Genomic DNA, 12,219 nt, shown 5'->3' on the forward strand with positions numbered 1-12,219 from the left:
TGTGCCAGCGATCAGCTCGGCGTCAGCGTCATGGGGAACCGTGGGTGGGAAGAAGTCCTGACGGCGACAGCATCGCCACGCGCCGCCCGCTCCGTCCCCGGACCGGCCTCGGCCGGTTAGCCGCACTTCAGCGGCCCTACCGCTGGGCGCGCCCCGCTGCCGGAAGAGGAGCGGATGAGTACGCACGACGTCGCGGTCGCCGCGCCGCCGGACCGGACGAACCGGGGGAGCGGTCTGCTGCCGTCGCTGGTGCTGGCCGCGCTCGCCTTCGCCTTCGTCACCGGTGAGACGCTGCCCGTCGGGCTGCTCGGGGACATGGCTACCGGGCTGGACACCTCGCCCGGCGTCGTCGGGCTGTCGGTGACCGTGTACGCGGCGATCGCCGCGCTGACCGCCGTACCGGTGACCCGGCTGCTCGCGCGCTGGCCCCGACGGCGGGTCCTGGTCGTCGCGGCCGGCGCGTTCGCCGCCGGGCACGTGCTCGTCGCCGCCGCACCGACGGTCGGGTTCCTGATGGCCGGGCGTGCGGTGGCGGCGGTCGCGCACGGGCTCTTCTTCGCCGTGGCGATGCCCGTCGCGGCCCGTCTGGCGGCACCGCAACACCGGGGACGGGCGAGTGGGCGCATCGCGGTGGGCGGCGCCAGCGCCCTGGTCGTGGGGACACCGCTGGCGACGCTGACCGGGCAGGCGCTGGGCTGGCGCGCCGCGAACGGGGCCGTCGTCGTACTCGCGACGGTGCTGGCGGTCGTGCTCGTGCGTACGCTGCCGTCGCTGCCCGGCGCGGGCGAGGACCCGGCGGCCGGCGGTCGGCTGGCTCCCACGCTGCGCTTCCCGGGCCTCGGGGTGGTCTTCGCGGTGACCCTGCTGGCGGTCGGCGGGCACTTCGCGCTCTTCACCTACCTGGCGCCGTACGCCGACGAGCACCTCGGCGTGCGCGGTCCGGCCTTCTCCGTGGTGCTCTTCGTCTTCGGCGTCGCCTCGGTGGCGGGCAGCGCGATCGGCGGCCGGCTCGCCGACGCCCGGCCGGTCACCAGTACGCGGGCGGCGACCGCGCTGTTCATGGTCGTGCCGGCGGCCCTCTGGGCCAGCGGCGTCGTCGGGGCGCCGATGCTGGGGGCGGCGCTGCTCGCCCTGTCCGGGGCGTCGTTCTCGGTGCTCGCGGTCCTCACCGCGCTGGCCGTCCTGCGGCGGGTCGACGACGCCCACGCCGAGACCGGCAACGCGCTGCACAGCATCACGTTCCAGGTCGGCATCCTCGGCGGGTCGGCGGTCGGGTCGCTCTGCTACCGGCTGGGGCAGCTCGACCTGATCCCGGTCGTCACCGCGGCGTCCGGGGCGGTGGCGCTGCTGATCGCCCTGGCCGTGGGGCGCGCGTTCGGGCCGCGCTCCGGCGACCCCGTCGCTCAGGACCCGCCCGGCGCGGCGGCCACCTCGCGGAGGAAGTAGCCGCGCAGCGGCTCACCGGCCGCGTGCAGGTCGGCGATCGCCCGTCGGCAGCGTCGGACCAGGTCCGGGTCGGTGTGACGGTACGCCCCGTCGAGCGTGCCGTCGCCGTCGTAGCGCAGCTCGTACGCGACCGAGGTCCCCACCGTGACCAGTTCCGGCAGCGGCCCGGCCGCCTCCCGCGCCGCCAGGGTCCCGGCGCCGACGACCCGTGCGTCGGTGCCGCACTGCTGCCGCACGCGCAGCACGTGCAGGTTCCACCGCACGTACGCGCTGATCGGCCGCTCGACCACGCGCACCCAGGACAGCGCGACGCCCCGCTGCCGCATCCGCCGGTGCTCGGCGGCGATCTGCGCACGGTCGACCTCCAGCAGCCGGAGCGACCCGGCCCAGTCACCCCGGTCGAACGCCTCCCAGACGTCGTAGCCGGGTTCCCGGAAGTGCTGCCCGCGTTCCAGCTTCCAGACCCCGGCACCGCCGGCCGTCCAGAACCGGTCCCAGAAGTCGACCAGGTAGTCGGCGCGGGTCATCGGCTCGCCGGTGGTCCCGTCGAGAAGGTCACGCACCGGACACCTCCCTGTCGTCGGTGCCGGCCCGGGCGTTGTGCCCGGGCCGGCGAGGTGCGTCGGGTCAGCCCGACGGGTTGCTGCTCAGAGCCGTCGTCTCGATCTTGTCGAGTTTCCGGATCTCGATCGTGTCGAGCTTGCCGGTCCGGGTCTTCTCGACCTTCTGCTTGTCGGTCTTCTTCACGCCGTCCACCTCCCTCCGAGTCGGTGCCGCGTACGGCTGATCGCCTGTCGGACCCGCGACCCGTGGCGTCGCCACCAGGCGCGGGTCCACAGGACGGTGAAGAGGGCGCCGGCGCCGAGCACCGCACCCGCGTCGAGGACCTCCCGGGTCGACCCGCCCCCGACGGCTGCGTGGAGGGCCGCGGTGAGCACCGCGACGCTCACCGGCACGGTGACCAGGGCGGCCACCGCCAGGCACGCGGCGGTCCCAGCGACCAGAACGGCGGTGTACGCGCGGACGGCGGCGCGTTCCCGCGCGCCCAGCCGCAGGCTCGGGTCCCCCGGTGGCACGCCTCGGCGGAGCAGCCGGTGGCGCAGCCGCGCGCCCAGGTGCCGGGCGTACGCCGAGCCGTCGGCGTACAGGTTGGCGCAGCCGGCCAGGTCCTGGATCACGAAGTACACGTCGGTCCGCATGAAGACCAGGAACTGGACCGGGACCAGGGTCAGCGAGAGCAGGCCGACCGCCGCGACCACCGCACCGGCGCGACCGTCGACGCCGCCCACGCCGCGCACGAGGACGGCGACCGCCCACACCACGAGGTTCGTCGCGATACCGGCCAGGTAGACGGTCAGCCGCGCGCGGCGCGGCGCCGCCCACACCCCACTGACGTCGGTCTGGGCGACCAGGAACTGCAAACGCGTGCCGAGGCTCATCCGGCCGGGCGCGCCGGCGGCCCGCGCGGTGAGCAGGTGCGCCAGCTCGTGCAGAAGTATCAGCGCCCACACCAGGGCCAGGTTGCCGAGGACGACGGCCCCGCCGCTGCCGCTCCACAGCAGGTCGCGGTGGCGGGGCGCCAGCGTCGGATCGCGCAGGGCCGCCACGACGGCCACGCCGACCACGGCCCCGGTCGCCACGGCGACCGCCGGGTGAAGCAGCCACCGTACGTGGTGGGGCCGCAGCCACGGGAACATCGACCCGGCCGGCGGTGCCGACTCCAGCCGGTGACCGTCGATCTCCGCCACGAATCCCACGTCGACGAGGGCGGACACGAAGGCCGCCACGTCCACGTCGCCGCCGGTCTCGTCCCGCAGCCGGGCGCGGACGTCGTCGACGGTGCCCCGGGACAGCAGGGTGATGGCACGGTGCCCGACCGGCGGCACGGCGATGAAGTCGCCGGTGTCGACACGGCCGACGACCCAGGAGTCACCGTCGGCGCGGACGTGCAGCGGGTGCAGGCGCACCACGCTCGACCCGTCGACCGCCGCCACCCCTGCTCCACTCATGCCGGCGTCCCGCAGGCGGGGCAGTCCGGCCGGCGCGCGTCCCGGCGGACGAACGTGGCGTCCGGGGCCAGCAGGTTCACCGCGTCGACCCGCCCCGGTGGCAGCGCCGGCACGCCGGTGACCAGGGAGATCACGTGGTGGGCGGCCAGATGGCCGGAGATGCCCGCCGAGGGGGCCGCCACGGCGTTGGCCACGGCCTCGTCGCGCCGCCGGGTGTCCTCGTACCGGACGCCGGCCGCGCGGTGCCGCTCGTCGTCCGTCGCGCGTACGCACTCCCAGCAGGGCCCGGTGCCCGGCACGTACGTGCCGACCTGGACCAGCGGGCCGTGGTAGCCGGCGTCCACCCAGGGCGTGCCGGTGGCGAGGCAGGCCCGGTTGGTCCAGCGCCGGAGGGCCGGCGGCCGGTCCGCGGAGAGCACCAGCACGTCGCACTCCGCGGCGAGGCCGACCACGTCGTCGACGCCCGCGACGCGCCGCCGGACACCGCTGACCTCGACCGTGGAGTTCAGCGCGCGGAGCCGGTCCACCGCCACGTCGACCTTCGGCCGGCCGATGTCCCGTTCGGTGTAGAGCACCTGGCGGTTCAGGTTGGACAGCTCCACCACGTCGGGGTCGACGCACACCAGCCGGCCGACGCCACTGGCCGCCAGCGCCGTCGCCGCGACCCCACCGGTGCCGCCCAGCCCGACCAGGGTGATCCGGGCCCGGCGCAGCGCGACCTGCGGCTCCCAGGTGCTCGCGCGGGGCGTGAGGTCCAGCCACCGGAAGTACGCCCGGCCGCGGTCGTACCGTCGCTTGTCCTGCTCGGTCAGCTCCGGGGGATCCGGCGCGCCCGCGTCCTCGACGTACCCGGACTCGACGAAGCGGCGCAGCGCCGCCCGGACCCCGTCGGTCGACTCGGTGGGATGCGCCGCCACGACCCGCCGCACGATCTGGTCCGTGTCGCGGCTGCCGTCCATGCTCTCCAGCAGCGTCCACACCGCACCGCTGGGATCCGTCACCTCGGCGGCGACACCGTACGTGGGACCGCCGATCCGGACGCGGCCGTCCGCGACCCGACAGGGGGCGTGCTCCGGCTTGATGCGTGGACGCTCCATGGCTCTCCCCGTGTGCCACTGCGCGTGCGACGTCGTGCCGGTAGCCAGCCTTCCCCCGCCGCTGATCCTTGTCAATCAACAAATGCCACGGTGCGGTGCCGGGCCGGCATGATCCGTAGGATCGGGCGCATGGCGTTGCTGCACCGGGCCGAGATCCGCCCCACCAAACTCGAACTCCTCGCGGCCTGGCTGCCCGGGCAGCCCTGGTTCGCGGGCGGGACCGGCGCCGAGGTGGAGCGCGTCGCGGCGTACCGCTTCGACGACCCGGCCGGCGAGGTCGGCATCGAGACGCTGCTCGTCCGCGTCGGGGACGGGCCGGTCCACCAGGTTCCGCTCACGTACCGGGACGCGCCCCTGGCCGGGGCCGACGACCGCCTGGTCGGCACCACCCACCACTCCGTGCTCGGCGAGCGCTGGGTGTACGACGGCTGCGGGGACCCGGTCTACGCCGCCGCGCTGGCCGACGCCATCCTCGCCGGCACCGGGCAGGCGGAGGAGTTCTTCGAGGTCGACGGCCGGCGCGAGGTCCGCCCGCCGAACATGACCGTCGCCGTCGACGGCACCGCCGCAGCCGGCGCGCCCGGCGACGGGGGAGAGCGGATCGCCACCGACACCGCCGACCTGGCCGTCCTGCGCCGGCCCGCGGAGGAGGCCGCGCTGACCGGGCGGGTGCTCACCGGGACCTGGGCCGACCAGCCGACCCCGCTGCCGCTCGCGTACGCCTGGCCACGCCGCTGACCTCGTCCGCGTGACGCGCTTTCGGGCGTACGCTGCTTCCGTGGATCAAGAAGACCGGATCGCCCTGTTCCTCGACTACGAGAACCTCGCACTGGGGGCACGGGACCACCTCGGCGGCGTGGCCTTCGACTTCCGGCCCATCGCCGACGCTCTCGCCGAGCGGGGGCGGGTGGTGGTACGGCGCGCGTACGCCGACTGGTCGTACTTCGACGAGGACCGCCGGATGCTGACCCGGTCCCACGTCGAGCTCATCGAGATACCGCAGCGCATGGGCGCCTCGCGCAAGAACGCCGCCGACATCAAGATGGCCGTCGACGCGATCGAGCTGGCCTTCGAGCGGGACTACATTTCGACGTTCGTGATCTGCACCGGTGACAGCGACTTCACCCCGCTGGTGCACAAGCTGCGGGAGCTCAACAAGCAGGTGATCGGCGTCGGCGTCGAGAACTCGACCTCGGCGCTGCTCCCGCCGGCCTGCGACGAGTTCCTCTACTACGACCGGTTGGAGGGCGTCGACCTCCCGCCGTCACGTGGCCGGCGCGGCCGTCCGGCCCGGGCGATCCGGCCGGAACCGCAGCAGGTCGAGCCCGTGGAGCAGGTCGAGCCGGAGCCGCAGCCCGCGGTCGAGGAGCCGGCCCGGGACGTCGAGACGCTGGCCGTCCTGGTGGCCCAGACGGTGGCCGGCCTCCAGGGCAGCTCCGGTGGCGAGGTGACCGCGTCCCGGCTCAAGCGCACCCTGCTGCGCAAGGACCCGACCTTCAGCGAGTCCGACTACGGCTTCCGCACCTTCGGCGAACTTCTGCGCCACCTCGCCGCGCACAATGTGATCGAGCTGGCCGAGGGCCCGGCCAAGGGCGACCCGGAGGTCTCCCTGCCCGAGCACGGCGACCGGGAGGTGGCCTTCGCCCTGCTGCGCTCCGTGGTGCAGGACCTCTCCGGCCGCAACGGCGAGGTGGCCCTGTCCGGGCTGAAGAACCAGCTGCGCCGGGCCCGACCGGACTTCAGCGAGAAGAAGCTCGGCTACCGGAGCTTCCTCCAGTTCTGCAAGGCCGCCGCCACCGCCCGCGCGGTCGACCTGCACTGGAGCGCCGAGGCCGACGACTACCTGCTCACCGCCCCAACGTCCTGACCGCCGGGGGCTTCGGGCGGGTTCCGACCTGTGGAGTGCGGATCCGGACATGATCTGTGGGTGCGGGTCCCGGACATGATTTGTGGGTGTGGGTCCCGAACATGATCGACTCGACATCATTGACACCGGGGTGTCCGAGTGAGGTTGTCAGCCCGACATCAATGACATCGAGTGGATCTACGCCGAGGTGGGCTACCCGCGCGCGGACGCCCAGCGAAGGAAGGGGTGCCGGTCGGCGATCTCGCGGATGACCCGGACCGTGAGTGGTCGGACGAACTGGGGGCTCGCCGCGCGGGTCAGCAGGAGGAGTTCTTCCGCCCTGAACGGGTCCGGCATGTGACTCCTCCTCGTCGTTTTCGGCTGAGGGCGCCGGGGTGCTCGCCCCGGCGGCCCCCGCGAACGCGACCGCCGGGCTTCGCCTCCACCGGCCGCGCCGTCCTCACACGACACCCTGTCTGTCGTGACGAGACGGATACACCGCGTAGCGATATGGTCGGCGGAAATCCCGGACATCCCATGGAGGGTTCGTGAACGACGCACTGCGGGCAGCCCTCAACGAGACCGGTCACACCGCGGAATCCCTCGCGGAACGGATCGGCGTCGACCCGAAGACGACCGGCCGCTGGCTCACCGAAGGTCGCATCCCGCATCCACGCCACCGAGCGGCGGCCGCAGCGGTCCTCGGGCGGGACGTGGCGGACATCTGGCCGGACACGTCGAGACGTCGTGAACCCATCTGGTTCCGTCCCTGGCAGGAGATCGAGCGCGAAGCGGTGTCACTCCGGTGGTTCGAGTCGGCCGTCCTACCCGGACTGCTCCAGACCGAGGCGTACGCCCGTGCCGTGCTCGCCGGCGCGGGTCTCATCCCCCACGCCGACGTCGAGCGGCACGTCGCCGCCCGGCTCGCCCGGCAGGGCATTCTCCGCCGGGACGATCCACCGCAGTTCACGGCGGTCGTCGACGAGGCGGTCCTCCGCCGGCCGGTCGGCGGCCGGGCGGCCATGCGGGAGCAGTTGGGGCCCTGGTGGCGGCGTGCGAAGCCCCTCACGTGCGGGTGCACGTGGTGCCGTCCCGGGTCGGCGCCTACGCCGGGCTAAACGGCCCCTTCATCATCGCGACCAGCGCGGACCACCGGACGGCCGGCTACCTGGACAACCAGGTGCAGGGACAAGTGGTTAGCGACCCGGGCGACATCGCGGCGATACTGGCAGCGTGGGAGAACGTGCGCGGCGAGGCGCTGTCCCACTGGCAGTCGGTCGACCTCATCATGGAAGTGGCGGAGACATGGACCTGAACGGTGCGACCTGGCGCAAGAGCAGTCGCAGCAGCGGCAATGGCGGTGCATGTGTCGAGGTCGCCGACAACCTGCCCGGCGTGGTCGGCGTACGGGATTCCAAGGACCCCACCGGCCCGGCCCTGACCTTCCCCCCGGCCTCCTGGCGTGCCTTCGTCGTCGGGGTCTCCGGGCGCCGCTGACCATCGCGGGCACTCGGAGGTGGTCAGCCTCCTTCCAGGACGGCCAGCGGATGCGGACCGGTCACCCGGTCGTGGCGTGGGAGCCGGAGGGGCTGTCCAGGGCGATGCCGAACTGCCCGAGGCAGGGCTCCAAGCCGCTGATCGTGACCTCGGGCCGATCCCGCGCCTCCCAGTCGTGGCGGGTCAGGCGGAGGCGCTCGGAGACGACCGCCTGATCGTGCAGGACATCGCGCGTGATCCCGTCGGGCCGATAGCCGAGCTTGCGGGAGACGGCGAGCGGGGCGGGGTTGTCGACGAACGACGCCGTCCGTGCGTGCTCGGCGCCGAGTCCGGCGAAGGCGAGATGAAGCACCGCGCAGCGCATCTCCGTGCCGACGCCCTGACCCTGGTGGTCGAGACCCAGCCAGGACCCGGTCGCCACCTCCCGCAGCGTCGAGTAGTTGTCGGCCCACAGCTCCTGTACGCCGATCGGCCGACCCTCCCGGAAGACCGCAAGCTCCAGCGCCCAGCTCTCTGGCGTCCACGTGCCGCGCCGCCGCCAGTGTCGCTGAAGTACCTCGCGTGCCAGTTCGCGTGGCGGCATGTCGGTCCACGGTCTCAGGAAGGGCCGTCGTCCCGGCTCGTGGATTCCGTGTGCCGCCACGTCGGCAAGCTCGGCCAACTCCTCCTCGTCGGGCAGTCGAAGCTCCAGGCGAGGGGTCCGCAGGCGAAGGCCCAGCAGCGGCCAGTGATCGATCAGCACCCGAGGCATTCTGCCGCAGGAGGTTCCCGGCAGTGCCTCTGATGCGCAGCCGACGTCGATCGGCGCAGGCAATGTGCACCCCGGAATGCCGCGACGTGTCCGACGGTGGAGCGTCGCTTCGACGTACCGGTGGAGACCACCGCGTCGAAGGAGCCCTCATGACCGTCCCGACCGACCGATCCACGCCTCGTCTCCGGCGCCTGCGCTGGATCCCGCAGGTGGTGCTGGCCCTGGTGATGCTTGCGGCGGGAGCCGCGAAGCTCGGCGGCGAACCGGCCATGGTGGACATGTTCGACGACATCGGCGCCGGGCAGTGGTTCCGGTACGTCGTGGGCGCCCTGGAGATCACCGGGGCGATCGGGCTGCTGGTGCCCCGGCTCGCCCGTTACGCCGCGCTGGGCCTCACGGTGCTGCTCACCGGCGCGGTGATCACCAATCTGGCTGTCCTGGGGACCTCACCGTGGAGCGCGCTGGCCCTCCTGGCCCTCGCAGCCGGCACCGCCGCCCTTGCTCACGTCGATCACGAGGTTGGCGGGCGGTCGGGAGATCCACTCGACCGCTAACCTCATGATCACCGAGTGGGGCGCTGCGGGGCGGGGACGGGGAGGACCGTGCGCTCGGCGGCGGAGCGGTGAGCCAGCTCGATCAGCGCGACCGTGTCCACCGCGTCGCGCGGGTCGACCGGTAGTGGAGACCCGTCCCGCAGGGCCGCCGCCACCTGGGCGTAGAAGCTCTGGTAGCGCCCCGCTTCCGTCCGCACCGGCCGCAGGTCGTCGTCGGAGCCGAGCCGCCCGTACCGCTCGGGTGCGACCGCACCCCAGCCCGGCGTGCCGGGTCGCCCGCCGTCGCGCAGCGCGGCCTCCTGCGGATCCAGGCCCCACGAGGTGTACGCGGCCCGGTCGCCGAGGATCCGCAGGCGCGGCCCGAGTTGCGCGGCGACCGCGCTCATCCAGAGGTGCGAGCGGACCCCGCCGGTGTGGTTCAGTGCCACGAACGCGTCGTCGTCGACCTGGGCGCCCGGCCGGCGGCGGTCCACCTCGGCGTACACGGACGACACGGGTCCGAAGAGCTGCACCGCCTGGTCGACCAGGTGCGCGCCGAGGTCGTAGAGGACACCGCCGGCCTCGTCCGGTGTGCCGCTCTCGCGCCAGCCGGGCTTGATCGCCGGACGCCACCGCTCGAAGCGGGACTCGAAGCGGTTGACGGTGCCCAGCGCTCCCTCGCCGACGAGCCGACGGGCGGTGAGGAAGTCCCCGTCCCAGCGGCGGTTCTGGAATACGGTCAGCGGAACACCCCGCCGGGCCGCCTCGGCGACCAGCTCGCGACCCTCGGCGGCGGTGGCGGACAGCGGCTTGTCCACGACCACCGGGATGCCGGCGGCCACCGCGGCGCGGGCGGCGGGAACGTGGTGCCGGTTGGGGGTGGCCACCACCACGAGGTCGAGGGCTTCGGGGGAGCGCCACAGCAGGTCCGGGTCGTCCACCAGTCGCGCGTCGGGGTGTTCCCGCCGCACCTGCAGGCGGCGCTCCGGATCCCGCGTCACCACGGCGTGTAACCGCAGGCCGGGCGTCACCGCGATCAGCGGGGCGTGGAACACCCGGCCGGCCACGCCGTACCCCAGCAGCCCCACCCGCAGCGGCCCCCGCGCCGTCTCGGCCATGCGACCCCCATCTCGTGATCACGTCCAACCTACGCCGTCGATCGGTGACGCCTCCCCGGTGACACGGACGGCGTGTCGTACGGGGGAGGCGTCACCGATCGGGGCGGTGGCTCAGCGGGTGCGGACCGCGACCGCCGTGTAGGGCGTGGTCGGGGTCGGTGGCGTGGTGAAGCGGGCGTTGGGCAGGTAGAGCCGGCCGAGGGCCTTCGCGACCGTGGTGGGCACGTCGAAGTCGGGGTCGGTGATGGTGCCGGTGACCGTGCCGGCGGTGCCGGCGCGGTTCAGCTCGACCACGGCGATCCGGTTGAGCCGGTTCTGTACGACGTAGAGAGTGCGGCCGAGCAGCAGCAACCCGTCGCCGTTGGTGAAGGTGTAGCCGGGTACGTCCACGACGGTGGTCGCGCCCGTCGCCGGATCCACCCGGAACAGGGTGCCGGTGCTGGACTGGACGACGATCAGCGCCTCCCGGTCCGGCGTGGTGACGATGCCGTTGAGGTTCACCCCGGTGCCGACCTGCTGGTACGCCCCGGTGAGCGCGATGGTGGTGAAGCCGTCGGCCGGCGGCAGCGCCCCGCCGCGCCCGAGCGGCAGGCGGTAGAGGACAGGCCGGTTGGAGTCGGTGAAGTACGCGGCGTCCCGGGTGAGGACGACGTCGTTGACGAACGTCGGTGCGCCGGCGAACTGGTAACGGGCCAACACCGCGCCGGTGCGGGTGTCCACCACGCGGGCGTCGCCGGCCGTGCCGCCGGAGACGAAGAGCCGACCGCGCCGGTCGACCTTGAGGCCGAGCGACGGGGTGCCGGTGGGTGCGGACAGGGTCGTGCCCGTACCGGTGACGAGGTCCACGCGGTAGATGGCGCCGGTGGCGCGGGAGCCGAAGTACGCGTACCGGCCGGCGGTGGCGATGCCCTCCGGCTGGAAACCGTCGGGCAGGGCGACGACGGCGGGTGGACGGTTCCCGTCGTCCGCCTGGGCGGGCGCGACGGCGACGGTGGTCAGGACAGTGGCGGTCAGGGCGACGCCGAGCGCGGTCCTGAGAGGTCGGTTCACTGTGCTCCTTCCGGGCTGGCCGGCGGCAGGGAACGCCGTCGCCGGCCACGGTCAGTGGGGCCAGGACCTTCCCCACTGTACGACCGCCGCCGGTGTGCCGCCCGGCTCGCTACCGCCTCGGCGACGGCACCTCGGCCTGGTTCAGCAGGGTCTCGTCGAGGTAGCACCACGCCCACTCCTCGCCCGGTTCCACCGACGCGGCGATCGGGTGGTCCGTCTCCTGGAAGTGCCGCGAGGCGTGCCGTTGCGGCGAGGAGTCGCAGCAGCCGACGTGCCCGCAGGACAGGCAGATCCGCAGGTGCACCCAGGTGGTGCCCTCGAGGAGGCACTCCTGGCAGCCCGGCGCGCTGGGCAGCACCGGGACGATCGTGCCGGTGTGCGGGCAGGGCGTCTCCGGGTCCGGCCGCCAGGTGACGATGGAGTGCACGTCCACCCGGGTCGGACCGCGCCGGGGGCCGGCCAGGCCGCCGAGGACCGCCTCGGTCAGGGCGGTGTGGCTGGCGCGGGTGGCGTCCACGAGCCGGTCGGCGCCGGCCGCCGCCAGCGCGTCCAGGTCGGCCGGCTCGTCGAGGCGGACGACGATGCTGGCGCCGGGGGCGACGGTGCGGACCACGGACGCGATCCGCTGGGCGGTCTCCGGGTCGTCCTCGGGGATCACCACCATCCGGGCCTCCGCCAACCCGGCCCGGTCCAGGATGTGCTGCCGGGTCGAGTCGCCGCGCAGCACCTCGTGCCCGTCGCTCTCGGCCTCCGCCGCGCCGTCCGGGTTGAGGGTCACGATCACCAGGGGTACGCCGGCCGTGGCCAGGTCGGCCGCGAGGGAACGGGTGGCGGCGCCGTACCCGCTGATGATGACGTGGCCGCGGGCCCCG

At 73.8% G+C, this 12,219-nt stretch carries 13 protein-coding genes and 1 pseudogene; 6 read left to right on the forward strand and 8 right to left on the reverse strand.

What is annotated here, in order from left to right:
• Positions 1 to 174 precede the first annotated feature (174 nt).
• Positions 175 to 1,446, forward strand: coding sequence for an MFS transporter (locus AB0I76_RS12180; RefSeq protein ID WP_357033757.1), 1,272 nt, complete (start codon positions 175 to 177; stop codon positions 1,444 to 1,446).
• Here AB0I76_RS12180 and AB0I76_RS12185 read toward each other — a convergent pair.
• From AB0I76_RS12185 to AB0I76_RS12195, 3 genes are all read right to left on the reverse strand, one after another.
• Complete coding sequence (locus tag AB0I76_RS12185) at positions 1,404 to 2,009, reverse strand: DUF6879 family protein (RefSeq protein WP_357033759.1); 606 nt, start codon at positions 2,007 to 2,009, stop codon at positions 1,404 to 1,406. The two genes, AB0I76_RS12180 and AB0I76_RS12185, sit on opposite strands and share 43 nt — an antisense overlap.
• A gap of 180 nt (positions 2,010 to 2,189) precedes the next feature.
• Complete coding sequence (locus AB0I76_RS12190) at positions 2,190 to 3,455, reverse strand: hypothetical protein (protein ID WP_357033761.1); 1,266 nt, start codon at positions 3,453 to 3,455, stop codon at positions 2,190 to 2,192.
• Positions 3,452 to 4,552, reverse strand: a complete 1,101-nt coding sequence (locus AB0I76_RS12195; protein WP_357033763.1) for a ThiF family adenylyltransferase — start codon at positions 4,550 to 4,552, stop codon at positions 3,452 to 3,454. The genes AB0I76_RS12190 and AB0I76_RS12195 overlap by 4 nt, the downstream gene beginning before the upstream one ends.
• 129 nt (positions 4,553 to 4,681) lie before the next feature.
• Between AB0I76_RS12195 and AB0I76_RS12200 the strand changes: the two genes are divergently transcribed.
• Positions 4,682 to 5,290, forward strand: a complete 609-nt coding sequence (locus AB0I76_RS12200; protein WP_357033765.1) for a hypothetical protein — start codon at positions 4,682 to 4,684, stop codon at positions 5,288 to 5,290.
• 40 nt (positions 5,291 to 5,330) lie between these two features.
• Entirely contained in the window at positions 5,331 to 6,419 is a 1,089-nt protein-coding gene (locus tag AB0I76_RS12205; RefSeq protein WP_357033767.1) for an NYN domain-containing protein, read from the forward strand.
• Positions 6,420 to 6,611: 192 nt separating this feature from the next.
• On the opposite strand, the gene AB0I76_RS12210 is transcribed toward AB0I76_RS12205, so the two are convergent.
• Complete coding sequence (locus AB0I76_RS12210; protein ID WP_357033769.1) at positions 6,612 to 6,755, reverse strand: hypothetical protein; 144 nt, start codon at positions 6,753 to 6,755, stop codon at positions 6,612 to 6,614.
• A gap of 191 nt (positions 6,756 to 6,946) precedes the next feature.
• Between AB0I76_RS12210 and AB0I76_RS12215 the strand changes: the two are divergent.
• Both AB0I76_RS12215 and AB0I76_RS12220 read left to right on the forward strand, forming a co-directional pair.
• Positions 6,947 to 7,713: pseudogene (locus AB0I76_RS12215) on the forward strand (DUF5753 domain-containing protein).
• Positions 7,704 to 7,895 carry a DUF397 domain-containing protein gene (locus AB0I76_RS12220; protein WP_357033771.1) on the forward strand — a complete coding sequence of 64 codons (192 nt, stop codon included), beginning with the start codon at positions 7,704 to 7,706 and terminating at the stop codon, positions 7,893 to 7,895. Before AB0I76_RS12215 ends, AB0I76_RS12220 begins: the two are co-directional and overlap by 10 nt.
• 61 nt (positions 7,896 to 7,956) lie before the next feature.
• Here the strand turns inward: AB0I76_RS12220 and AB0I76_RS12225 are convergent, their stop codons facing one another.
• Positions 7,957 to 8,637, reverse strand: coding sequence for a GNAT family N-acetyltransferase (locus AB0I76_RS12225; RefSeq protein ID WP_357033773.1), 681 nt, complete (start codon positions 8,635 to 8,637; stop codon positions 7,957 to 7,959).
• 158 nt (positions 8,638 to 8,795) lie between these two features.
• Here AB0I76_RS12225 and AB0I76_RS12230 point away from each other — a divergent pair, with 158 nt between their 5' ends.
• Positions 8,796 to 9,200 (forward strand): DoxX family protein, encoded by a 405-nt coding sequence (locus tag AB0I76_RS12230; RefSeq protein WP_357033775.1) that lies wholly within the window; start codon positions 8,796 to 8,798, stop codon positions 9,198 to 9,200.
• A gap of 8 nt (positions 9,201 to 9,208) precedes the next feature.
• Here the strand turns inward: AB0I76_RS12230 and AB0I76_RS12235 are convergent, their stop codons facing one another.
• The 3 genes from AB0I76_RS12235 to AB0I76_RS12245 form a co-directional block, all read right to left on the reverse strand.
• Entirely contained in the window at positions 9,209 to 10,297 is a 1,089-nt protein-coding gene (locus tag AB0I76_RS12235; RefSeq protein WP_357033777.1) for a Gfo/Idh/MocA family oxidoreductase, read from the reverse strand.
• Positions 10,298 to 10,408: 111 nt separating this feature from the next.
• Positions 10,409 to 11,347 (reverse strand): superoxide dismutase, encoded by a 939-nt coding sequence (locus AB0I76_RS12240; protein ID WP_357033779.1) that lies wholly within the window; start codon positions 11,345 to 11,347, stop codon positions 10,409 to 10,411.
• 109 nt (positions 11,348 to 11,456) lie between these two features.
• Positions 11,457 to 12,219 (reverse strand): NAD-binding protein (locus AB0I76_RS12245; protein ID WP_357033781.1); only part of this gene is annotated, 763 nt, incomplete at its 5' end.

Source organism: Micromonospora sp. NPDC049799, assembly GCF_040656655.1.
GTDB lineage: Bacteria > Actinomycetota > Actinomycetes > Mycobacteriales > Micromonosporaceae > Micromonospora.